Consider the following 22,204-nt stretch of genomic DNA (forward strand, 5'->3'; position numbering starts at 1 on the left):
GGGGGCTGGTGCGGGGGCTGGTGCGGGGGCTGGAGCCGGTGCTGGTGCTGCGGTTGCGATTAGTTTGCTACTTCCCTCACGATTGTTTCCAGTGCCTACGCTCATCACGCGCACTCCGAAGTCCTGACCGTAAAACTGAGCGAGGGTTAAAGCTGTTGTGGCATGGGACAGGGTAAAAATGGCCGTTTGAAAGTCGTCCTTACCGCCCTTCAAACCTTGCTCACCAATTTCTATACCAAATTCAAATGAGTGATTGCCTCCATCGCCATTCAAATTAGCTTGACCAACGCTGCTAAGGTTCCCGCTGGTGTTATAGGCAGTCGTCGTTATTAATGGGTCTTTACCTGCTTGGTTCTGACCAACTACGCTTAGACCGCTTAGGAGCGAGTTATCCAGAATGTTAAAGAAGACTCCGCGTAGGTCGGCAAGCGATACGCTTGTGTCAACATCCACTTTGAACTGAACTTTGCCTGCTCCTGCTATGGTGTCATCCAAAGTATAGTTGACCTTAGCCACAGAACCTGTGAAGGGAGAGGCGCTAAAAGTCATAGAGGCAGCATTGGCTGGGGAAAATGCAGAAGATGCGATCGCAACACCAGCAGCCACGAAGGAATAACCAAGTAAAGTCGGAATTGTCCTTTTCATCGTAATTAAAACCTTTACCAATTTAAGAGTGAAACGAAGTTGCGCTATGTAATCTGCGATCTTTGCACTACAGTGCAAGGTTGTATATCACAGGATGTTTAACCATCAATGAAATGCCTTGAACTTGTAGATTCCCCCTGGCTTTTTTAGAAGCTAATCATAATTTATCTGTCGTAACCTTACTTTAGAGATTATTTTCGGGCTTGTCTATCGATTATTTAAAACTTCTTCATATCTTTATTTAAAAGAAGCTTTAGATTAATTTTTTGCAAATCTTGCGACATCTAACTAGACACTTACTTACAAAATCTGCTGTGAGCAGAACAGATATACTGCGTTTAGAAACCCATGCCCGTCCTTAGTTCTGACTGTTAATAACAGAATTTTGACTTTTGCGATTATTGCCAATAACCGAGATTTCCTATTAAGTATTTCACATTTACATCTGTAATGTCTTCAGCAGAACCACGCACTTATTTTAATGATGCAAATGTAAAGAAAACAATTTTAAGTGTTTACCGAATAGAAACACTGGGTTGAATATTTTCGGGGAGTTAATCAAACACCGATTTTATAAGTAAATAGTTTTTGGCACTGATATCAATACGGATTTATTTAGCGACAAACTAAATAAATCCTGCTTGCTTTGAGTATTTACCGAGGGTAAACAGCCTACTCAAGGGTGAGTGTGCGAATCGCTGAAGCGGCATTGCTCCTATACAGAGATTAGGTTTAGATAAAATAAACAACGTTGAAACTGATATCTGGCACCATTCTCAACAAGCCGCCAATCCCGCTCGGAATTCAAGTTCTGGGCTAACAGAATCAAGCCCATTGAAATGTACTTGATTCTTCCCCAGTCCACGAAACGTGGACCTTAGCTATAAGCTGTGGGGTTTGAACCCCACATCTGGCGGGTTAATGCCATAGGTGCAAGATGTGAGGCTATCAACTTGAGCAATCTTGTCAGGACTTACGCAACATCACCACATATGGGGGCAACCACAGGGGGATTGAACCGACAAGAACCCTATATGTATAAGCTTTGCGTAAGTCCTACTTGTTAAAGGCAATCTCAGTAGTGAGCCGGGTGCCCTCGGTGCTTGGCAAGCGATGAGTGAACGATTTACGGCTTACAAGACCTGGTAGAAGGCAGATATCTGTCCTTGCCTATAGCTGCTGCGGATACCGAGCTAACGAAGGCTGTTGAAGAAGCAGACCTTCTCAGCGCACGCTACGCAATCAGTGACGACAGAAGTGAAGGAGTTTACTGATGAAAGCGCCTGAGTGCCATAGTGCCCGTCGCAAAAAGCGCTTTTTTGATGGCTCTGATACTTGGCTCTGATACTTGGCTCTGAATTGATAGGCAGCATTCCCAAGAGACACCCTCAATCTATACGTGGGCAAAGAGTTCAGGAGAGCATTGTGTTTCTAAGTCAACTCTAACTAAAAAAGTTTCGCTCAACTAAGCGGCAGGCAATCCAGGCTCAGACTTGGTAAGATCCATATAGAGAGGTAGAGGCAAGGCCGCTCCTCTTGGGAAATTTTGCTCTCCAGGTGTGCAACTTCATCTGTCTACACAAGGCAAGTTCTGTCCTCTAGCAACTTGTTTATATTTTGAAGGTGAGCTAGATCACAGATTACTGTTGCACAAGTGCCAGACGTTTTTACAACTAAACTGCTAAGCTTTTTAAATTAATCCAAAAGCTAGCGTCCTCCTAGTTTGGATGCGTGTCCTACCAGAGGCAGTAGCGTAACCTAAAAAGTTTCCTTAAGAAACGCTTGCCAAAGCGGCATCTGCAATCATGCCAGTGAGCAGTTTTGAGTCATACTCAAATAGAAGAATAGGGTCTTCTGCCGAATCACTCTCTAGTACGTCAGCAGCTGAATTGTTGAGCCTGGTTTGGCAACCAAGGCTTTTTGGGATTGGCTGGACTTTCCTCAAGCAGGCACGGTCACAATCTCGCGCAGGCTTCTGGTACAAAACTATATGAACAATCAGTAAAACCTTTCTGATGAACCGCGATCGGAATCCTACAGGCAACACCCATGTCTAGCATGCAAAACCTATTCACAATTCACTTTTGGGGAGTAAGAGGAAGTATCGCCTGTCCGGGGCCGGAGACAGTCCGGTATGGAGGCAATACGCCTTGTGTTGAGATGAGAGTGGGTGGTGAACGCCTGATTTTCGATGGCGGCACTGGCCTGCGAGTCTTAGGGCAATCCCTGCTATCTCAAATGCCGGTGGAAGCTTATATGTTCTTCACCCACTCCCACTGGGATCACATTCAAGGGTTTCCTTTTTTTGTTCCTGCTTTTATTAAGGGGAATCGGTTTCATATTCATGGAACGGTTGCTCCGAATGGTTCGACGATTGAGCAGCGCCTGCGCGACCAAATGCTTCACCCAAATTTTCCCGTGCCTTTACAAATCATGGGAGCCGATTTGAAATTCTACGATTTGCCAATCGGGCAAAAGGTTCAAATTGGAGAAATTACAGTCGAAAATGCCCTGTTGAACCATCCCGGTGAAGCTGTGGGATACCGCGTTAACTGGCGGGGGTGTGCGGCTGCCTACGTGACCGATACAGAACATTCCCCGGCTCGCATAGATGAAAAAGTTTTGTGGCTGGCTCGGAATGCAGATGTCCTGATTTATGATGCTACTTACACGGATGAGGAATACGACTCACCCAAGTCTTCAAAAGTAGGTTGGGGACATTCGACCTGGCAGGAAGCGGTGAAAGTGGCTCGTGCCGCGAAGGTGAAAAAACTGGTGATTTTCCACCACGATCCGTTGCACAATGATGATTTTCTCGATAGGGTTGGCGAACAAGTGGCGCAGGAGTTTCCTGAAGCGATGATGGCGCGGGAAGGCTTGTCAATTCAGCTAGTGCCACAGAATCATCTGCCAAATGCGATCGCTGTACAAGAAGCGGGGGTTTCTGCCTAAATTGGTCATTGGCTAATGGCTAATAACTAACGACTAAATTATGTAAAAATGTAAAGCGTGTGGGTAACTTCTTCTCCTGACACTGCTCTAAAACCAACCGCTGTTGCCTTGGGAAACTTTGACGGTGTGCATCGTGGGCATCAACAGGTCGTCAAACCGATTTTGAAGGTCTCTGACGCTCCTGCTGTACCGACGCTTCCTCCATCGTCCCTTGAGCGGCGGTTAAAATACCGTTGGCAAAGCCAGAGTGAGGATAGCGAACGGTCGCCTGAGACGAAAATTCTCAGTTCAGATGAACATCCCATCGCTACAGTGGTGACGTTTAATCCGCATCCGCAAGAGTTTTTTACAGGTCAACGCCGAGGACTGCTGACACCCCGACCCGAAAAAGTGCGACAACTAGAGGCATTGGGTGTGGAACAGCTAGTGTTGTTGCCGTTCGACAGGGAACTGGCTGCTTTGAGTCCGCAGCAGTTTGTGGAAAAGATTTTAGTGCGACAACTCCGAGCGCAAAGTGTCAGTGTTGGAGAGGATTTTCGCTTTGGGTGCCAAAGAGCAGGAACGGCAGCAGACTTAAAAGCGATCGCTCACTCTTATGGCATCCATGTCACCTTAGTGCCGTTGCAAACCTGTGAAGGCGAACGGATTAGCAGTTCAGTCATCCGTCAGGCGCTCCAAGAAGGAGACTTACAGCAGGCAAATAGGCTATTAGGGCGTCCTTACACTCTCACCGGATTAGTCGTGAAAGGACAACAACTGGGCAGAACCATCGGATTTCCTACCGCCAACCTGCAACTCCCTTCAGAAAAGTTTTTACCCCGGCAGGGCGTTTATTGTGTCAGAGTTTATAGCGAAACCGAGGATGATTCGGAAGCCACCGAGCAAACGGAAACAGGGACTGGAGAAGCCAAAGTAGCGGCGGATTGTGGTTCCTTGCCGATGGAGGGCATCGGCGTGATGAATATTGGCTATCGCCCAACGGTGGACGGTACCACCCCCACCGTAGAAGTTCACCTGTTAGGTTGGGTCGGAGATTTATATGGAAAGACCCTAACCGTGAGCTTGGAACAGTTTTTGCGCTCCGAACAAAAATTTGCTTCCCTAGACGCGCTTAAGACACAAATACAGGCAGACTGCGAGGCAGCAAGAGCCTTTTTAGGGCTGAGGGCTGAGGGCTGAGGGCTGAGGACTGAGGACTGAGGAGGGAAAAGTGAGGACTGAGGACTGAGGACTGAGGACTGAGGGCTGAGGAGTGAGAAGTGAGAAGTGAGGAGTGAGGAGTGAGGAGTGAGGAGTGAGGAGTGAAAAGTGAGGAGTGAAAAGTGAGGTGAGACGCAAATACAGGCAGACTGCGAGGCAGCAAGAGCCTTTTTAAGGGTGAATGGTTAAGCGATCTCATTCGTCCATAGTCAATCGTCATCAGTTATTGTCAACTGTTCGCAGACAAGGGACAACGGACAACGGACAATGGACGAATTCACCACTGACGAATGACTAAAAACTAAAGAATATGAGACAACGTATTGAGCAGCTCAAGCAAAATCTGGGTCGCACGATTGTCGGTAAAGCAGATGCCATTCGCTTAGTGCTGGTAGCGCTGCTTTCCGGTGGTCACGCCCTGTTGGAAGATGTCCCTGGCGTTGGTAAAACCCTGCTGGCTAAATCGCTGGCACGCTCGATTGACGGAAAATTTCAACGCATTCAATGTACCCCGGATCTTTTGCCCACCGATATCACCGGCACGAATATCTGGAATCCCGCCGGACGCGAGTTTGAATTTCTAGCAGGGCCCGTGTTTGCGAATGTGCTGCTGGCAGACGAAATTAACCGCGCCACCCCCCGCACCCAATCTGCTTTATTAGAAGTGATGGAAGAGCGACAAGTCACCGTCGATGGGGTTTCTCGCACCGTACCCAATCCGTTTTTTGCGATCGCTACTCAGAACCCAATTGAGTATCAGGGCACGTTTCCGTTGCCAGAAGCCCAAATGGATCGCTTCACAGTTTCCTTAACTTTGGGCTATCCCAGCGAGCAAGAAGAACTCCAAATGCTGCAACGGCTCGCTGAAGGCGTTACGGTAGAAGACTTACAGCCCTGTATTTCTCTGGAAGACGTGCTGGAGTTACGGCGTCTGTGTGGCAGCGTGAAGGTTGAGGCGTCTTTGCAACAGTACATTCTCGACTTGGTGCGGGCGACTAGGAAAGATGAAGAAATTACGCTGGGTGCCAGTCCTCGCGGTACAGTTGCCTTGCAGCGAAGTACCCAAGCACTGGCTTTTTTGGAAGGGCGGGATTATGCTATTCCCGATGATGTGAAGTTCCTGGCACCTCACGTCCTTTCCCATCGTCTGATTCCATCGGGCGGTCGCCGTGCTAAGACGATTGTGGAGCGTCTGCTGCGCTCGATTCCGATTCCATAGACTTTTGTCCTTTGTCAGTTGTCTTTTGGTAGTAGGTAGTAGGTAGCAGGTAGTCGGTGAATTAACCCACAACCCACAACCCACGACCCATTACCCATTACCCAAGCACCCGTTATGCCAAAGCTTGTCCGGTCAAAAACCCGCTCCCGCGCTTTCCCAGGGCGAGAAGCTGCGCCTAAGGGCATACGCAAGCGATCGCTATTTACTTTATTTTTGCTGCTCTTAGTCTGGAGTATCATCCTGGGATGGGGAATGGCAATGGCAATGGAGGTTCAGAGCAAAGTACCCATCGCCCAAATGTCAACAGCCACTGCCAACAGTGCAGCCACAGAAACAATTGGCACCGTCGATCCAGTTATCAGTCGCCTCGAATTGGCACAACAACTTTACCTGAATAACTGTTCCACCTGTCACATTGCCGTCCCCCCAGCCGTTCTGCCGATGGAAACCTGGAAAAATCTGCTGCAAGAGACACAGCAACATTACGGGAAGCAGCTACCGCGCATCATCACTCCCTCGCTTTTACTGATTTGGGATTACGTGCGGACTTACTCTCGCCCCCAACTAGAAAAAGAAGCAGTGCCCTATCGGGTTACAGAATCTCGCTATTTAAAAGCACTTCATCCTCGCGTCGAACTGCCCCAACCCGTAAAACTATCCAGTTGCGTCACCTGTCACCCTGGCGCTAATCAATACAACTTCCGGGGTCTGACTGCTGAATGGGAAAATTCACCCTAAAGTTAGACGGGATGCCCGTACCATCTCAGCCTAAGTGGAAATGATACGATGATTGATAAATGCCGAAGGTCGTTGGAGGCATAAAACCGCAAGGCAGAAAGATGAATTAAGTAGGACTTCTCTGCTGACTTCTGACTTCTGACTCTTAAGTTCATCCTTCATCCTTCATCCTGCGAAGAAAGCGCCGCTATAGGCTTCGCCATACGCGACAGCGAATCGCTAACATCCTTCATCCTTCTAAAGTCTCCTTTTGCTGCTATGTTTAAAAAAATACTGGGCGATCCCAACGCACGCAAGCTCAAAAAATACCAACCTTATGTTGTAGATATCAACATCTTGGAAGAAGAAATCCAAGCGCTGTCCGACGAACAACTGACGGGCAAGACGGCAGAATTTAAACAGCGACTGGAGAAAGCCAAGACAGATCGGGAACGCCAAGAACTGTTGGATGAGTTGCTCCCAGAAGCTTTTGCAGTCGTGCGGGAAGCAGGGCGAAGAGTTTTGGGAATGCGCCACTTTGACGTGCAGATGCTAGGTGGTATTGTTCTGCACAAAGGTCAAATCGCCGAAATGAAAACAGGGGAGGGAAAAACCCTGGTATCAACGCTACCGGCTTACCTCAACGCCCTGACTGGCAAGGGAGTCCACGTAGTCACGGTCAACGACTACCTGGCGAGGCGCGACGCCGAGTGGATGGGTCAGGTGCATCGGTTCTTGGGCTTGAGCGTGGGGCTGATTCAATCAGGAATGGGGCCAAACGAACGCCAGAAAAATTACGCTTGCGATGTTACTTACGCCACGAACAGCGAACTAGGTTTTGATTACCTGCGCGACAACATGGCAACCTCAATGGCGGATGTGGTACAGCGTCCACCGAACTATTGCATCATCGACGAAGTAGACTCGGTGTTGATTGATGAGGCGCGGACGCCGCTGATTATTTCCGGGCAAGTCGAACGCCCAACCGAGAAGTACATGAAGGCGGCAGCGATCGCTTCGGCGCTGGAAAAGGAAGTTGAGAGCGACGGGAATAAGCAAGGGCATTACGAGGTAGATGAAAAAGCTCGTAACGTTCTGATGACGGATGAAGGGTTTGCCAGAGCAGAACAGTTGCTGGAAGTCGAGGATTTGTACGACCCTAACGATCCGTGGGCGCACTATATCTTTAATGCGATTAAGGCAAAAGAGCTGTTTAAAGTAGATGTGAACTATATCGTCCGGGGCGGGGAAGTCGTGATTGTGGACGAATTTACGGGGCGGGTACTGCCCGGTCGTCGCTGGAGTGACGGACTCCACCAAGCAATTGAGGCGAAAGAGCGAGTAGAAATTCAGAATGAGACGCAAACGCTAGCGACAATTACCTATCAAAATTTCTTCTTGCTGTATGAAAAGCTAGCCGGGATGACCGGAACGGCAAAGACAGAAGAAGCCGAGTTTGAAAAAATCTACAAACTGGAAGTTACGCAAATTCCTACCAATAGAGCGAGCGGACGGGGAGATATGCCCGATGTGGTCTACAAGGTAGAGGCAGGGAAGTGGCGAGCGATCGCCCAAGAGTGCGCCGAAATGCACAAAGTTGGACGACCCGTCCTGGTGGGAACAACCAGTGTGGAAAAATCGGAACTGCTGTCGACTCTGTTGAGCGAACGAGAAGTACCGCACAACCTGCTGAATGCCAAACCGGAAAATGTGGAGCGGGAGTCGGAAATTGTCGCCCAAGCCGGTCGCCAAGGGAAAGTGACGATTGCGACGAATATGGCGGGTCGCGGAACCGACATCATTTTGGGCGGTAATGCGGACTATATGGCACGGCTGAAGCTGCGGGAATACTTGATGCCCAAGATTGTGCAGCCGGAAGAAGAAGATAGTTTTGCCTTAAGCCAGGTGGCGGGAGCGCCAGGACGTACGCCAGCGCAGGGGTTTACTCCTGGTAAGAAGGTGAAAAGCTGGAAGGTTAGCCCGCAAATTTTCCCGACCCAGTTATCAAAGGATACGGAACAAAAGCTGAAAAGTGCGGTGGATTTTGCCGTACAGCGATATGGAGAGCGGAGTCTGCCAGAGTTGGAGGCAGAGGATAAGCTAGCCGTTGCCTCAGAAAAAGCACCGACGGATGACGCGGTAATCCAAAGGCTGCGGGAGGTTTATAACTTAATTCACAAAGAGTACGAACAGTTTACTAGCGCCGAACACGAAGAGGTGGTACGGCTAGGGGGTTTGCACGTTATCGGCACAGAACGCCACGAGTCGCGCCGGATTGACAACCAGTTGCGGGGTCGCGCCGGACGACAGGGAGACCCAGGCTCGACGAAGTTTTTCTTGAGTTTGGAAGACAACCTGTTGCGGATTTTTGGCGGCGATCGCGTGGCGGGATTGATGGATCGATTGCGGGTAGAAGAGGATATGCCCATTGAATCCGGGATGCTAACGCGGAGTCTGGAAGGGGCGCAGAAAAAAGTCGAAACCTACTACTATGACATCCGGAAGCAGGTATTTGAGTACGACGAGGTGATGAACAACCAGCGTCGCGCTATCTATGCCGAACGCCGCCGCGTCTTGGAAGGACTGGATTTGAAAGAACAGGTGATTCAGTATGCCGAGCGGACAATGGATGACATTGTGGAGGCTTACGTCAACCCAGAATTACCTTCGGAAGAATGGGACTTAAACAGCCTTGTCGCCAAGGTGAAGGAATTTGTCAATCTGTTGGCAGATTTGGAGCCGTCCCATCTCGAAGACATGAGCGTCGGAGAAATCAAAACTTTCTTGCAAGAAGAAGTGCGAAAAGCCTACGACCTCAAAGAATCGACCGTCGATCAAATTCAGCCTGGTTTGATGCGCCAAGCCGAGCGGTTTTTTATTTTGCAGCAAATTGATACCCTCTGGCGAGAACACCTACAAGCAATGGACGCCTTGCGCGAGTCGGTAGGTTTGCGCGGCTACGGTCAAAAAGACCCGCTGATTGAGTACAAGCAGGAAGGGTATGAGATGTTTCTGGACATGATGACGGATATTCGCCGTAATGTGGTTTATTCGTTGTTCCAGTTCCAGCCGCAGGTTCAGCCGCAAGCGGTGTGAAAGAATTAAAAATTAAAAATTAAAAATTGGGCATTCAATTTTTAATTTTTAATTTTTAATTGACCATTGGTACTAACAACCGGGTTAAGTAGCGGTGTCCTTCCATCTGGTAAAACTGGAGATCGCCTCCAAAAGAGCGCACGAAGCGTTGGCAAATCTTCAGGGTAGGTTCGAGATTGAAACCCGCAGCTACGGGTGTTGTAAAATCAAAACTTTCCGAATCGGTCATTAACAATTCCACTAGGGAAGTGCTTTCCTCCTGGGGAATTTTAACTTCAGCCTTGAGATGAATTCGGCTGCCAGCGGTTGCCTGACGAGCCGCGATCGCTAACAGTTCGCAGAGAACGCATTCCAGCTTGAGCGGGTCGCTATAAACGTGAAGGTTATTACTCACCCCTCCTATGGATACCTGAATTTGGCGCTGATGGTATATGGGTTGAACGAACCAGAGCGATCGCTTCAGCACATTCACTAACGGCACCTTTGTCAATCGGCGCTTCAGCTGCCACTGTTCCTCATCCACGAGCGGTGCGAACTCCCCAAGGATATTCCCTAGCTCGCGGATGAGTTGCAAAGAGTGCATACGCGCTAAAGACTTATCTGGAGGATGCCCTCTAGAAGGTACAGTACTGTCTGCACGATTGGTTTGTTCTCCTGCCGGGATGTCTGATAACCCCCCCTCTGTAAGTTGATTCAGGCGGCTAAGGCGATCGGCGGCAGCCTGATGCAAGCTTGCCATGCAACGATGTTTATACCAGTTCAGCTGTTCTAGGTTTCTTACCTGTCCGTACAAAGTAGCGTTTTCCAAGGCGTACTGGCGAATCCGGGCGAACTGTCCCATCAAGGTTTCCACAACGGGAAGTAAGTGGTCTGGCCACTGACGCTGTGGGCTATCTGCAAGCAGAACCAGACCACCGGAAGCATGAAGAGGAGAATTTTCCTCCTTCATCCTTCCTCCTTCATCCTTGGGGAGAGCCATGACCAGCAAGCAGCCGATACCGGGACTACTCAGCCATTGCCGGGATCTACCTGGGATTGCTAAGCCCCGCTTTTCTAAAAGCCCCTCGGTCGTTAGGGCTTCCTGAATCAAGGCATCGTTGAGTGGAACCGAGAGGTCTGGGGGAAGGGCAAAGCGCGAGTTTGCCATCACCGCCGCTGCCACCTTCGCGTTTTCAAGACTAGAATCTTTCCGGGTGCCTCCCCAAGTGAGCAGGAGCGCCAGGGGAGATTCCAGCATCTCAGATAGGAATTGCACCCAAGCACGATCGAACCCGGCTGGGTCTAGCGGTGCCGATAAGAGAATATTTAAGCCTGCCTGGAAGAAGGATTGGGCTGACTCGGAGAGTTGGGTGGAGGTTCTCATCTCCAAGGTGCGGACCGCCAAACCTAATTGTTGGCTGACAATGCCTAGTAATTGGCGCTCGGTTTGGTTCCAGGTTCGGGGAGTGCTATGACCAATGACAACAAGAGGTAACTTCTCTTCCGAGTCTGGGTCTAGCTCAGAGGAGCTGTCGCGACTGGACATCCGGCAGACTAAAAGCGATCGCACGCCTAACCCCACCAAGCTTTCCCGCCAGCTACCCAGTCGCGGGTCTTGTTCCCAATCTTCAATCGCCAGGGCTTCCGGACTTGGCTCGATTAGCTGCCAGTCAGCACCTGTAACAGCGCTGAGGGCAGTTGTTAAGGGTCTTCTATTCAGTGGCTGGCGCTGGTAAACAACCGAATAATTTTGAGTTTTCAGTTTTGAGTTTTGAGTTGAACCTGGGGGAATGGGGGATGGGTCTTCTTCCCCATTCCCGATCAACCATGACCCATGACCACTTCTGGGTTGTTGTAGTACCAAAAAACGCTCTGCCCCCAGTCGCTTCAGCAGCAGCTGGGCACACTCATCCAACGCTTTCTCAGCGTCCGTGTTGTCGGCGAGGACACGGGCACACTCTGCCACCAGTTGGGCATCCTGTTGGGTGCGCTGGAGCGTTGCTTCTATTTCCTCACTTCCTGCCCCTAGGGAGATCAACTGGGCAGCCGCACGAATGTAGTTTTTTTCTGCTTCTTCCCAGATGCGAGCTTCATTGCCTTCCACCGCCAGAAAACCCACCAGTTCCTGCTTTACCCGAATCGGTGCCGCCAAAAGGGAGCGTGCCCGCAACCTGGAGAGCAAGCGCCCGGTCACTTCGGCTTTCAGGGGGCTTCTACCAGCGCCAATGGCAATTAGCCGATTTTCATTCAGAGCTAGATAAAATTCGCTGACTTCTTGGACAGTGAGACCAGCAGCAGCACTGACGGCTGAGGAAGCGAGTCCCCTAGATGTCTGGCGGTTGCCGACTCGGTGCCAAAAGTAGCGTCGCTCTGGGGAATACCAGTAGACGCTGGTGCGAGTTGGCCCAATAAATTGCTGCGTCATGGCTACCACAGCCTCTAGGCGTTGATCCATCGCTGGCATCCGTGCCATCTGGTCTAGCACCTGAAATAGTGGCTGGTCGGGGCGCTTGGTCGAGGAGTGCTGCCAGTCGAGTTCAATCTGGTACAGGGCGGCGGCTAATCCCCCAAACAGCATTGACATCTGGGCTTTTTCTCCCGGTCGAGGAGTGGCACCCCACAAGGACGATCCCAGCAGCACGACCCCGAAACAACGGTCTTTGCAGCGCAAAGGATAAAAAAACGCACCTTGAACTCCAAATTGTTGAGCTGCCCGACGCCATTCTCCAGCCCGCACTTCTTCGCTGAGATTCGGGACGCCTACGGATCGCTGTTGGATGACCACTTGCTCCAGAAGGTCGCCGGGACTTAGGGTAAACTTACTTTTAAGAAATTTGGTGTCGCCGGTGGGAGTGACGCCGCCTTTGCCAAATAAACGGTGATCTAAGCGATCGTAGAGGCCAATCCAAATCAGGCGATAGTCAAACTCGGAGGAGAGATAATTCAGGGTGGTTTCGATGAGAACGTCAACATTCTCCTCTTCCCGCATGGTCTGAAGGACGCGCCCCAAGGCAACAAGTTGGTTTTCGTAGTCTGCTGGACTTTGGTGTTGATCCATGTTATTTAACCGCGACCCGACCCATTGCGATCGCGCGATCGCTTGTCAGGTGTCTCACCTGAAAATAGGACTGTTAGCGTAGCGGCGCTCTACTCGCGGATTGTGTCAAAAAACCAGAGAGTCCCAAAAGGAAAATAGATTTTCATCTTGTTAGTTGTGAGACTTCGCTCATGGGTGAGTGTCTTGAAAGTCGGAAGTCGGGAGTCAGGGAAAGAGACTTTCATGTTTTCGGTGTGAACTTTGTTCGTGGATGCCTCTGGCAAAGCTTGTAATATCTAGAATGCCCTTAATTGAGGATAGTCGGTTGTCAGATGTCAATTGTTTTTGTTTTCTTTTTTGTCAATGACTAATGATTAACGACGAATGATTAAATTATGGATATCTATCAACTCGCAATTCGTCCGGCGTTATTTTCTGGATTGAAAGCCGATCCAGAATGGCTGCATCAACAGACTCTCCATCTGTTCAGCGCTCTTGCCCGCTCGCCTTCTCATCCTCCCAAAAGCTGGATTGTTGCACAATTACAGCAATCTTACGTCAAGAGAGATGTTCGCTTAGAACAAACCCTGTGGAAGCTAAAATTCCCCAATCCAGTTGGTCTAGCCGCTGGATTTGATAAGGATGGCGTCGCCGCTGGCATTTGGCCCAGTCTCGGCTTCGGCTTTGCGGAACTCGGCACCGTAACGTTACAGGCGCAACCTGGAAACCCCCGTCCTCGCTTGTTTCGCTTGCCGATGGACAAAGCTGCCCTCAACCGGATGGGATTTAATAACCAAGGGGCGCAGGCAATGGCGCAAAGGTTGGAAAGTGGGAAAGTGGGAAAGTTGAAAGTTGAAAATTCCCACCTTCAACCTTCAACCTTAAACATTCCTCTAGGAATTAATCTAGGTAAATCTAAGATAACGCCACTAGAGGCGGCGGCTGCTGACTATCTGGGTAGTTTTCGCCTTTTGAAGGATTTGGGAGATTACTTTGTCGTTAACGTTAGCTCACCAAATACACCGGGATTGCGAAGTCTCCAGTCCTCGGATCAGCTGAGCCTGATTCTAGATGCCTTGCAACAGGAAAATCAAGGACAAAAACCTCTACTGGTAAAGATTGCACCAGATTTGGAGTGGGAAGCGATCGCTTCTGTGATTGAACTGGCTAAAAACTACCAGCTGGCTGGGATCATCGCCACTAACACTACCATCCGGCGCGATCATCTAAAAACCCAGATACTTTCGCCAACTGGCAACTCAGTCAGTGAAGAAGCCGGTGGCATCAGCGGTGCCCCCTTAAGAGAACGTTCTACCGAAGTCATTCGCTTTATCTTCACGCAAACTCAAGGTCAACTGCCCATTATCGGCGTCGGCGGCATCTTCACCGCCCAAGATGCTTGGGAGAAAATCGCTGCGGGTGCCAGCCTGATCCAGGTTTACACTGGCTGGATTTATGAAGGCCCCTGGATGGTGCGCCGCATTCTGGAGGGTCTGTTGCAAAAATTGCAAGAACAAAGCTTAGCTTCCCTCTCTGACGCCGTTGGCATAGACAATCTTGAGACTTGATTTCAAGCTATCGGCTGTCACTTAATCAACAAACAACTGACAACTCACCACTAACAGTTCACTCTAAAAGCTTCCCTCTTTGAGGATAATGTGGTATTTGGAGTCAAAGGAAATCTTCCCTTCTTGCTGTAACTTCCCTAACAAACGGGTAATCGTCACTCTGGTAACGCAGCAGGCATTGGCAAGGTCTTGATGGGTGAGACGAACGCTCAAACGAGTTCCCTGCGCCACTGGTTCACCCACTTCCTGTTTCAGCAGCAACAATAGATTCTGCAAGCGGTCTTGCAATCGTCGCTGACCAGAAATTGCTAAAAGCGATTCTGTCTGCCGCAGCCGCAAATTAATTTTAGGTAAAAGAGTCTGGGCAAGATGAGGAGAGGCTGCTATCTCTGAGAGGGAAATGTTAACTATCTGCACCTCCGAGACAGCGATCGCTTGATAGGTTGACAGGGCAGTTAAACAAGAGCCAAAAGGCATGGAGGGGCCTACTAACCCCACCAGCACCTCTTCACAATTGTCACTCATCGTACTCAGCTTCACCAAACCCCGACACACTAACCACAGGTTTTGCGGGTCGAGGGGAATTATCTCTCCTTTGGAGTAAGCCTGCACAGGGCGATCTTGCTTGAGGTCGTAGTTATTCTTTTCTAGCGCCTTCTCTACCCGCTTGCGCTCGGTAATATCGCGGATCAGCCAGCGCAATGTGACTGCTTTGCCTTCCCCATTGTGGGTGGTGGCGACTGTTATCGCCGCGTCAAAAATCTCACTTTTACTCGGCTGTAGGCGTACTGTCCACTCATATACTCGTTGCTGCTCATGCAGTCGAGTCAGTTCGTTACGAAAGATTCGACGTTCTTCTTGAGGAATAAAGATGACCAGCGGTTTGCCCACTAGGAACTCTGGCGACACATTGAGCAGTTTAGTAGCAGCGCGGTTGGCTTCTCGGATTGTCCCTTCTGCATCCGTCACCAGGTAGCCTTGCGGTGCCAACTCGAACAGCTCTTGGTAGCGGTGGCGTTCGGCTTCCAACTGCTCTCGTGCGGCGGCAAGTTCCTCATTCTGCTGACGTAGTTCCTCTAGCGCCACTTGTAGTGTTTCTGAGGCGATGCCCAACTCCTTGAAGGCGACTGGCAGCAGCTCTGGCTGAGGTTTAGGTGTGGCGATCGTTGCCCCTTTGTACAGCTCAGCTAATCGCCAGTTAATCTGCTGTATTTGTTGGGCAAATAAGTTCACATTTATGTCATTTTTCATAGTTTCACCTTCACAAAGGGCATGATTGAGAACTTTTTACCCTATATCAAGTTCAACGCTTTTTTCTTTTTACCATTCCTTTCTCTGATTGCTACCTTCCGAAAGAGGCAATCCTCGCTCCCCCTATTTATCTAGTTAATGGATAAATTAAATATGAAAATAGAAGTAAAAATTAAATTTTATTTAACTAATGTACAGTATAAATTATTTTTTGAGATAATAATTGAATTGATTAGGGTTTTGTAACTAGGTATCTAGCAATCAGAAAATCCCTGATGTACAACACCCTGTGGTGCGGAACTCAGCGCCAGCCTAGTGAAGCGATTCTATCGCTCTCCTTTGGATACGCTGCGCGATCGCTTCACAGAGTTGATCCATGCTAAGCACCGCTTCGCTGCGCGATCGCCATCAAGAGTTCGCCTCAAAAGGACAGTATTAAAAAAGTAGCGCGGGGTGTGAAGAGACAAGTTTTTAAAGAACCGAATCAAAACTCTTTGTAATTCTGAATCCGAATACATATTAAATTTACATGAATCTATTTCTTCAGATAGATGCGATAAAAAAATATCAGATTTATGTCTTAGATAATCGTTATCCTGCCGCAAAGAAGCTGCAACGGGATATACTGACAGACAACACCAAGCTCCTAGAAGGCAACTGATAGGGGCTTTTTGTATTCAGAACTGCCAATGAATTTAATGTTCCCTGATTCCTCTAGTGTAAGGGAAAAAATCAAGTTGAACAGGAACAATTCTGCTAATTTAGCTGCGATACAATTTTAGCTAAACAGTTCCCAAACCCTGTCGGAAATGGCAAGTAATCTTTAATTAGCTTACCTCTTTATCAACCATAAAATTAATTCCTTAGAAAGTTCTAATATGCCGCCGAATATGAATAAATTGAGCTTCCTCAATCCCCAGAGTCGTTATTGGGATATTTTCACTCCAGAGGAGCTAGCTTTTAATGCAAACTTGCAAGAATTTACACATAATATTTCTTATATATCTGCCTGACAAAGCGGAGAGACGATTTCTTCCGAGCTGGCATACCAAGATATTAAGTATCTGTGGTTAAAGAAAAGTAAAAAAGAGCTAGGCATTGGAGCAAATATCCCAAAAACAGAAAGCTAGTGATGCTCAATGGTCACGCTGCTAATGTCAGGGTTTATTGATTATTCAAAATATCTGGAACTTTAAGGTTGTATTGCATACACTTCTGCCAAGTTAAATTCGTTAAACTAGAATTCAAGACACCAAGTTTTGCGTTTTATATTCTTTAATTTTCTCTAAAAAATATAAAACCTAAATTTGGCGATCGCATCCGAGTGCGGTAACGCAGTTGTAGGAAGGCAGAATCGTACAACTCTGACCCTACTGCCAGGTTATCCTATCGAGCTGGGCAGAACTGTTATTCAGTTCAAACGAGAATTTCAATGCCTCTCTCTAGTTTGTCTAGTACCTAATTCTCTTAATCATCACTTCCTATGGCACTGCTCAAAACGATCAAAGAGGTCTTGACAGGATTTGCACAAGGTCTTGGGATGTCTTGGTGGGTGGAAATCGCCACTACTGAGCCTCGCTGTATCTATTATTTTGGCCCGTTTCACAACTCGACTGAAGCAGCGGCGGCGTGCCCTGGCTATATTGAAGATATCCAAAGTGAAAAAGCTTGCGGGATCGAAGTCGCGATCAAACGCTGCAAGCCAAACGTGTTGACGATGTGCGAGGAAGAAGTCAACTAAGAAAGAAAACTCTCTGAGAGCTACCATTCAGTTGTTGGTATACAAGATCACCAAGAGTTTTAACGCAATGCCCACTCCTCCGGTAGAAGTTGAGGGAAAGAGTAGCAGTTAACTTGGTGAATAAGGACAACAAATGAATGGCAATCTCCCTCTGGGAGTTTCTACACGGTACTACACGGTAAGGGGAACGATTATTCTCCGGAAACGCTAGCTCGGATGGCGATCGCGTCTTTGTTAACCCATTCCTTGTCGAACCTTCCGGTTAGTAAACTCCCAGCTTCCCTCTTAAGGGGGTGTTTGTAAAGTAGACTTGGTGGCGCTATTGCCTAATTTTTTGTAGCTTAACGTCCCTATAAGTTTATATTTATAAACACCTAGTGAGGAGACAAAAAGATTATGAATCAACATCAGTTCCATGATGAATTGACCCTTTCGGAAACAGCAGAACAATTTGGGAAAAAAGCTCTAGATTTAGGTCTTATCCCTAGTTTTGTCGTCCGCTACTTTCCAGATAGCAGACAATTCTATATTCCTAACGAAAACGAATCTGAACCGCTGACCCCAGAACAGGCATACCTGCGTCTGAAAAAATTAGTGGAACAATCTGGTTAATAAGTGTTTTCCACACAGCAGATGTCCGGCAATATCAGTAGGTGGGCATTAGCTGAGTATAAAAATATAATATCCACTAACCCGTTGCGTTGAATCAAGGGGGTTTATCAAGTTGCCAATACTTTTACATTTATTTATAATTATCTATGAATTTCAAACCATTAGTCGTCTTAAAAGCAGAGTAGGAGAATGATTCGTCTACTCGTTAATTTCCTAGAATTTATTTTGAAAACTTTTTACCAAGATCGTTGGTATGCAAGATTTTATGTGCTAGAAACGATCGCTCGCGTTCCCGGTTTTGCTTATATATCGGTTCTTCATCTATATGAAAGCCTCGGCGCGTGGCCTTATACTGATTGGATCAAGGTTCACTTTGCTGAGTCCTGGAATGAGTTACATCATCTCCGGATAATCGAAGCATTGGGTGGGGGTAAATGTTGGAGCGATCGCATGATTGCTCGGATTGGCGTCCTGGGTTACTACTGGATTCTAGTCTTTGTATACATGATTGCCCCCAAATCGGCTTACTACTTTAATCAGTTAGTGGAAGAAGGTGCTTACCACACCTATGAGAAATTTCTAACAGAGCATGAGGCTGAACTCAAAACTCAGCCAGCGCCACAGGTGGCTATTGATTACTACCACAAGGGCGATCTTTATATGTTTGATGAATTTCAAATCTCTCATACACCGAGGGAACGCCGCCCAAAAATTGAGAATCTTTACGATGTGTTCGTTGCCATCCGCAATGACGAAAGGGAACACATCACAACCATGATTGCCTGCCAGCAACCAAACGCCAAAGAAAATATCAAAAGCCCCCATTCTCCTGAATTTAATCCCTCGTCTGACGAGAGTTAAGGCAATGCGTGTCCTGCAAAATGGTGGCTTAAATCATTTTCAATAGCGTCACTTCCCAGACGAGTCGCGGTTGAGCATAACTAAGGAGAGATTGGCGGGCTTTTTCTAGTTGCTGGAGGGGCGATTTATGAATTACACCGTTCAAGAATTGCTGCCAGTAACTGTGCTGTAGATAATCAACTAACCACAGTTGGGCTTCTGTATCTAGAGTTTTATCAATCCGTTTGGCAAGTTCAAGGGCGTCACGAAGCGATTTGGGCAGATGGATAACGTCTTGAAGTAAGTCTTGGGGAATCGTTTGGAGTTGCTGCCAGGAAGCGATCGCATTTCCCGGACTGCCTTGAGCGATCGCTAACACCGTCGGATGCTCCAAAATCTCTTCGTGACCCGTCTTCCGCAACACCTGCTCCATTGCCGCCGAGTCTAAACCGTAGAAAGGAATGCGCTGACAACGCGATACCAGCGTCGGCAACAACGACGACTCTGCTGGTGCGATTAAAACCAGCGTTGCCCGTCCCGGTTCTTCCAGGGTTTTCAGCAAGGCATTTGCAGCCGCTTCTGCCATCGTTTCTGCTTGTTCCAGCACAACTAGCGATCGCGGTGCCTCCAGCGCCGAACGTCCTAGAAATTGAGTAATTTCCCGAATTTGCTCCAGCCGTATTTGCGGCGGAGCCTTGCGCTTGATACCGGCTTCGGCGGCTTCGGCAGCAGATAATCGTTGACCCTGATGCAGATAGGTCGGTTGCACCCACAATAAATCAGGATGATTGCCCTGACGCAAGCGGTTTTTTATAGACGCAATACTCCCCTTGCTTCCCCCCTTGATCGGAGATTCGGGGGCGTCTGGCTCAGTTGCAGGTACGTTAGCGCAAAACAAAAGTTCCACAAAGCACCGAGCCGCCATGCTGCGTCCGATGCCTTCGGGACCCGCAAATAGATAGGCAGGAGCAATCCGATTTTGAGCCACTGCCTGAGTTAGTAACTCAACCGCTCGGTTTTGTCCTACAAGTTCCGCAAAAAAATTCATTGAACCACTAAGAAAGGCAAAATTCAAAAAATTTGCAGCAGTACCATTTACCCTAGAGACACGATATATCGCCTCTGGAACAAACCCTCAAAATTGTCTTGACAATCTAATACCCACCACCTAGAAATTCTAGATTTTTAATTTTTAATTTTTAATTTTTAAGAGACCATTCCCGGAACCGTTGAGTCAAAATAGCCTGAATTTGCTCTTGTACTTCTACCTCAGTACCACTGGCATCCACCCGCACAATCCGCTGGGGATGGGCTGCTGCTAACGCTCTAAACCCCTGCTGTACTCGTTGGTGGAACGCCAAATCTGCTTGTTCCATTCGATCGGCAGCTCCCCTGGCTTTAGCGCGTGCTAGACCCATTTCAACGTCAACATCTAGCCATAGAGTGAGGTCGCTTTCCAGTCCGTCGGTCGCCATTTGGCATATCTTCTCGATTAAAGATAGGCTAAGACCCCGACCATAGCCTTGATAGGCGATGGTGGAATCGGTGTAGCGATCGCACAAAATAATTCCTCCCGCCGCCAGCGTTGGTTTTAGCACCTCCTCAACGTGCTGCGATCGGTCTGCCGCATACAACAACAGTTCTGTCCGGTCTTGAATGGGGTGAGCAAGATGCCCTTCTAGCAACAAGCGGCGCAAAGCTTTACCCAATTCTGTACCCCCTGGCTCTCTGGTGATCGCCACCTGCGGGAAAGTCGGAGATTCCTCCTTCATCCTTTCCAGAAGCCAGTCTCGCGATCGCTGCATCTGAGTTGTTTTGCCGCTTCCTTCCACCCCCTCAAACACAATCAGCTTGCCCTGCATTCCCCAATCCTTATCATCACAGCCTCTTTTTTCTTACTCAAAATCGGGATGAAGTTGCTCGCCAGCACCTTGGATGAATCCACAACCAACTCCTGCATCCTTCATCCTTCCCAAGTATCGGTCAACCCCTACCCGTGCTGCGCGATCGCTTCCTCACTTAGTTCTTCCGGAGGATCTACTGGTATGCTAGAAGCTAATAAAGGCTAAGTAATGGCTCTAGTCTTAGAAGCAAGCATTCCTTGTCTGACCCGAAACGAAGGTTCGGTATGATAAGAGGGTCGAGGGATCTGACGTCGGGGATTTTTTATGGCTCGCTATACTTGTTCATTTATCGTTGCAGTTCCCCTTGAGCGTCTCCAGCAGGTGCTCATAGAAGTTTTGGAGTCCTGCAATTTCGATATTATTTACAACACTGGAGACTACTTGATGGCTCGCGAGATACCGGGTCACGTCTCCTTTGCCAAGTTGGTGACGGTGGAAGTGCTAATCGATAAATCGACCGCTACCGAGCGAGAAGCGCGGATGAATTTTGTAGTGAAAAATGAAGAATTGCCCCTGCAAGTGGATAACCACTGCCACCAGATGTTCTATCAGGTGCATGAAGCGATCGCCCAAAATCGCCATTGGCAACTGGTTGAAAGCGTTGCCGGATAGACAAGCTGCCCCCTGGGAAGCTCGCAGGCAGAAAATTCATGCAGAAAATTCATGCAGAAAATTAAGGTTCTTCCCCGTCGCCAACCATATTAGGACTAATCAGGGTAATGTCCCACTCATCTGGAGGTCCCGTGGGAATGGATTCTCGCTTCAGGTGGAAATAGCGTGCCCGCACTTGCGGTCCAAACACAATCTCATCTTCATCTTCGAGATCGTGAGCTTGGAGTTTTCGACCATTGATCAACAGACCATTGGCGCTTGGCTTGCCTTTGTCGCCATCGACAATCCGGTAATAGTAAGAGCCATCCCCACGCAATTTTTGCACTAAAGTTGCGTGCCGACGCGATACAAATTGCGAGTACAACCGGATATCACACTTCTGGTCTCTGCCAATGCAATATTCGGGCTTTTCTAAGGGAAACTCCTTACGTCCCTGATCATCTTCAATAATCAATATATGGTTCAGATGCAGTTTTACAGCCATTGAAAAATTATTTAGAGAGGGCGGTTGGTTTGTGAAAAACAGTTACTTAGACTAAAAGTGGCACCATTCTCAACCGGCGGGATCAGCGCCTGTGCCTGCACCCTGAATATCAACACTCGACCGAGCATTATCTTGAGGAAAACAAGAGGCGCTTTGGCGGAGGTTGGCAGGACTCCAGCGTAACACCCTCGCCTTCCCTAAAGCCAGCGTCGTCAGCTTGGAACAGGCTTGATGTGTTTGGAGGGTTAAAACTCCTCTAATCATATTGTGGCACACCGGGTTAGCGGTCAATTGTGAGTTGGCAGTTGTGGAAAAGCGGGTTTAATTAAGATATTTGTAAGTAACCA

At 48.4% G+C, this 22,204-nt stretch carries 19 protein-coding genes; 11 read left to right on the top strand and 8 right to left on the bottom strand.

All coding sequences use genetic code 11. The features are described from left to right. Positions 1 to 645 (bottom strand): hypothetical protein (locus tag ACFW2W_RS26670; protein WP_378184990.1); only part of this gene is annotated, 645 nt, incomplete at its 3' end. A gap of 2,049 nt (positions 646 to 2,694) precedes the next feature. Between ACFW2W_RS26670 and ACFW2W_RS26675 the strand changes: the two genes are divergently transcribed. Then, entirely contained in the window at positions 2,695 to 3,597 is a 903-nt protein-coding gene (locus tag ACFW2W_RS26675) for an MBL fold metallo-hydrolase (protein WP_378184992.1), read from the top strand. A gap of 57 nt (positions 3,598 to 3,654) precedes the next feature. After that, positions 3,655 to 4,776, top strand: coding sequence for a bifunctional riboflavin kinase/FAD synthetase (locus tag ACFW2W_RS26680; protein ID WP_378184994.1), 1,122 nt, complete (start codon positions 3,655 to 3,657; stop codon positions 4,774 to 4,776). On the opposite strand, the gene ACFW2W_RS26685 is transcribed toward ACFW2W_RS26680, so the two are convergent. Beyond that, positions 4,709 to 5,017: a hypothetical protein gene (locus ACFW2W_RS26685; protein WP_378184996.1), complete on the bottom strand. Its 309-nt coding sequence runs from the start codon at positions 5,015 to 5,017 to the stop codon at positions 4,709 to 4,711. The two genes, ACFW2W_RS26680 and ACFW2W_RS26685, sit on opposite strands and share 68 nt — an antisense overlap. A 90-nt stretch (positions 5,018 to 5,107) precedes the next feature. On the opposite strand from ACFW2W_RS26685, the gene ACFW2W_RS26690 reads away from it, so the two are divergent. From ACFW2W_RS26690 to secA, 3 genes are all read left to right on the top strand, one after another. Continuing rightward, positions 5,108 to 6,016, top strand: coding sequence for an AAA family ATPase (locus tag ACFW2W_RS26690; RefSeq protein WP_378184998.1), 909 nt, complete (start codon positions 5,108 to 5,110; stop codon positions 6,014 to 6,016). Between the two features lie 114 nt (positions 6,017 to 6,130). Continuing rightward, entirely contained in the window at positions 6,131 to 6,754 is a 624-nt protein-coding gene (locus ACFW2W_RS26695) for a diheme cytochrome C (RefSeq protein ID WP_378185000.1), read from the top strand. 258 nt (positions 6,755 to 7,012) lie between these two features. Continuing rightward, positions 7,013 to 9,829, top strand: coding sequence for a preprotein translocase subunit SecA (secA, locus tag ACFW2W_RS26700; RefSeq protein WP_378185002.1), 2,817 nt, complete (start codon positions 7,013 to 7,015; stop codon positions 9,827 to 9,829). A 55-nt stretch (positions 9,830 to 9,884) separates the two neighbouring features. On the opposite strand, the gene ACFW2W_RS26705 is transcribed toward secA, so the two are convergent. Further along, complete coding sequence (locus ACFW2W_RS26705) at positions 9,885 to 12,866, bottom strand: GAF domain-containing protein (RefSeq protein ID WP_378185004.1); 2,982 nt, start codon at positions 12,864 to 12,866, stop codon at positions 9,885 to 9,887. Positions 12,867 to 13,240: 374 nt separating this feature from the next. Between ACFW2W_RS26705 and ACFW2W_RS26710 the strand changes: the two genes are divergently transcribed. Beyond that, on the top strand, positions 13,241 to 14,413 hold the full coding sequence (locus ACFW2W_RS26710; protein ID WP_378185006.1) for a quinone-dependent dihydroorotate dehydrogenase: 1,173 nt from the start codon (positions 13,241 to 13,243) through the stop codon (positions 14,411 to 14,413). Between the two features lie 63 nt (positions 14,414 to 14,476). Here the strand turns inward: ACFW2W_RS26710 and ACFW2W_RS26715 are convergent, their stop codons facing one another. Beyond that, entirely contained in the window at positions 14,477 to 15,664 is a 1,188-nt protein-coding gene (locus tag ACFW2W_RS26715; protein ID WP_378185008.1) for a PAS domain S-box protein, read from the bottom strand. 1,483 nt (positions 15,665 to 17,147) lie between these two features. Here ACFW2W_RS26715 and ACFW2W_RS26720 point away from each other — a divergent pair. From ACFW2W_RS26720 to ACFW2W_RS26730, 3 genes are all read left to right on the top strand, one after another. Then, positions 17,148 to 17,405 (top strand): DUF1816 domain-containing protein, encoded by a 258-nt coding sequence (locus ACFW2W_RS26720; protein WP_378185010.1) that lies wholly within the window; start codon positions 17,148 to 17,150, stop codon positions 17,403 to 17,405. 396 nt (positions 17,406 to 17,801) lie between these two features. Then, the gene (locus tag ACFW2W_RS26725; RefSeq protein ID WP_378185012.1) at positions 17,802 to 18,017 is read left to right on the top strand and encodes a hypothetical protein; all 216 of its coding nucleotides are present in this window, start codon (positions 17,802 to 17,804) and stop codon (positions 18,015 to 18,017) included. A gap of 189 nt (positions 18,018 to 18,206) precedes the next feature. Next, complete coding sequence (locus ACFW2W_RS26730) at positions 18,207 to 18,878, top strand: alternative oxidase (RefSeq protein WP_378185014.1); 672 nt, start codon at positions 18,207 to 18,209, stop codon at positions 18,876 to 18,878. A 28-nt stretch (positions 18,879 to 18,906) separates the two neighbouring features. Here the strand turns inward: ACFW2W_RS26730 and ACFW2W_RS26735 are convergent, their stop codons facing one another. Together ACFW2W_RS26735 and tmk are read right to left on the bottom strand one after the other, a co-directional pair. After that, positions 18,907 to 19,905, bottom strand: a complete 999-nt coding sequence (locus ACFW2W_RS26735; RefSeq protein ID WP_378185016.1) for a DNA polymerase III subunit delta' — start codon at positions 19,903 to 19,905, stop codon at positions 18,907 to 18,909. Between the two features lie 151 nt (positions 19,906 to 20,056). Continuing rightward, on the bottom strand, positions 20,057 to 20,719 hold the full coding sequence (gene tmk / locus ACFW2W_RS26740) for a dTMP kinase (protein ID WP_378185018.1): 663 nt from the start codon (positions 20,717 to 20,719) through the stop codon (positions 20,057 to 20,059). 48 nt (positions 20,720 to 20,767) lie between these two features. On the opposite strand from tmk, the gene ACFW2W_RS26745 reads away from it, so the two are divergent. Together ACFW2W_RS26745 and ACFW2W_RS26750 are read left to right on the top strand one after the other, a co-directional pair. Then, on the top strand, positions 20,768 to 20,926 hold the full coding sequence (locus tag ACFW2W_RS26745; protein WP_378185020.1) for a hypothetical protein: 159 nt from the start codon (positions 20,768 to 20,770) through the stop codon (positions 20,924 to 20,926). A gap of 99 nt (positions 20,927 to 21,025) precedes the next feature. Next, positions 21,026 to 21,373, top strand: a complete 348-nt coding sequence (locus ACFW2W_RS26750) for a hypothetical protein (RefSeq protein ID WP_378185022.1) — start codon at positions 21,026 to 21,028, stop codon at positions 21,371 to 21,373. 61 nt (positions 21,374 to 21,434) lie between these two features. Here ACFW2W_RS26750 and ACFW2W_RS26755 read toward each other — a convergent pair whose 3' ends face one another. Beyond that, complete coding sequence (locus tag ACFW2W_RS26755) at positions 21,435 to 21,857, bottom strand: FHA domain-containing protein (protein ID WP_378185024.1); 423 nt, start codon at positions 21,855 to 21,857, stop codon at positions 21,435 to 21,437. Positions 21,858 to 21,926: 69 nt separating this feature from the next. Continuing rightward, positions 21,927 to 22,121 carry a hypothetical protein gene (locus ACFW2W_RS26760; protein ID WP_378185026.1) on the bottom strand — a complete coding sequence of 65 codons (195 nt, stop codon included), beginning with the start codon at positions 22,119 to 22,121 and terminating at the stop codon, positions 21,927 to 21,929. Between the last annotated feature and the right edge of the window lie 83 nt (positions 22,122 to 22,204).

The sequence above is a fragment of the Coleofasciculus sp. H7-2 genome, from assembly GCF_042747725.1.
GTDB lineage: Bacteria > Cyanobacteriota > Cyanobacteriia > Cyanobacteriales > FACHB-T130 > FACHB-T130.

What these genes read in the sequence shown, in the direction of transcription:
- ACFW2W_RS26735 (WP_378185016.1), bottom strand. Translation starts at nt 19,905, where the DNA reads ATGAATTTTTTTGCGGAACTTGTAGGACAAAACCGAGCGGTTGAGTTA.
- ACFW2W_RS26730 (WP_378185014.1), top strand. Translation starts at nt 18,207, where the DNA reads ATGATTCGTCTACTCGTTAATTTCCTAGAATTTATTTTGAAAACTTTT.
- ACFW2W_RS26710 (WP_378185006.1), top strand. Translation starts at nt 13,241, where the DNA reads ATGGATATCTATCAACTCGCAATTCGTCCGGCGTTATTTTCTGGATTG.
- ACFW2W_RS26715 (WP_378185008.1), bottom strand. Translation starts at nt 15,664, where the DNA reads ATGAAAAATGACATAAATGTGAACTTATTTGCCCAACAAATACAGCAG.
- ACFW2W_RS26695 (WP_378185000.1), top strand. Translation starts at nt 6,131, where the DNA reads ATGCCAAAGCTTGTCCGGTCAAAAACCCGCTCCCGCGCTTTCCCAGGG.
- tmk (WP_378185018.1), bottom strand. Translation starts at nt 20,719, where the DNA reads ATGCAGGGCAAGCTGATTGTGTTTGAGGGGGTGGAAGGAAGCGGCAAA.
- ACFW2W_RS26750 (WP_378185022.1), top strand. Translation starts at nt 21,026, where the DNA reads ATGGCTCGCTATACTTGTTCATTTATCGTTGCAGTTCCCCTTGAGCGT.
- ACFW2W_RS26720 (WP_378185010.1), top strand. Translation starts at nt 17,148, where the DNA reads ATGGCACTGCTCAAAACGATCAAAGAGGTCTTGACAGGATTTGCACAA.
- ACFW2W_RS26760 (WP_378185026.1), bottom strand. Translation starts at nt 22,121, where the DNA reads ATGATTAGAGGAGTTTTAACCCTCCAAACACATCAAGCCTGTTCCAAG.
- ACFW2W_RS26755 (WP_378185024.1), bottom strand. Translation starts at nt 21,857, where the DNA reads ATGGCTGTAAAACTGCATCTGAACCATATATTGATTATTGAAGATGAT.
- ACFW2W_RS26745 (WP_378185020.1), top strand. Translation starts at nt 20,768, where the DNA reads ATGAAGTTGCTCGCCAGCACCTTGGATGAATCCACAACCAACTCCTGC.
- ACFW2W_RS26725 (WP_378185012.1), top strand. Translation starts at nt 17,802, where the DNA reads ATGAATCAACATCAGTTCCATGATGAATTGACCCTTTCGGAAACAGCA.
- ACFW2W_RS26705 (WP_378185004.1), bottom strand. Translation starts at nt 12,866, where the DNA reads ATGGATCAACACCAAAGTCCAGCAGACTACGAAAACCAACTTGTTGCC.
- ACFW2W_RS26685 (WP_378184996.1), bottom strand. Translation starts at nt 5,017, where the DNA reads ATGACGATTGACTATGGACGAATGAGATCGCTTAACCATTCACCCTTA.
- ACFW2W_RS26675 (WP_378184992.1), top strand. Translation starts at nt 2,695, where the DNA reads ATGTCTAGCATGCAAAACCTATTCACAATTCACTTTTGGGGAGTAAGA.
- secA (WP_378185002.1), top strand. Translation starts at nt 7,013, where the DNA reads ATGTTTAAAAAAATACTGGGCGATCCCAACGCACGCAAGCTCAAAAAA.
- ACFW2W_RS26690 (WP_378184998.1), top strand. Translation starts at nt 5,108, where the DNA reads ATGAGACAACGTATTGAGCAGCTCAAGCAAAATCTGGGTCGCACGATT.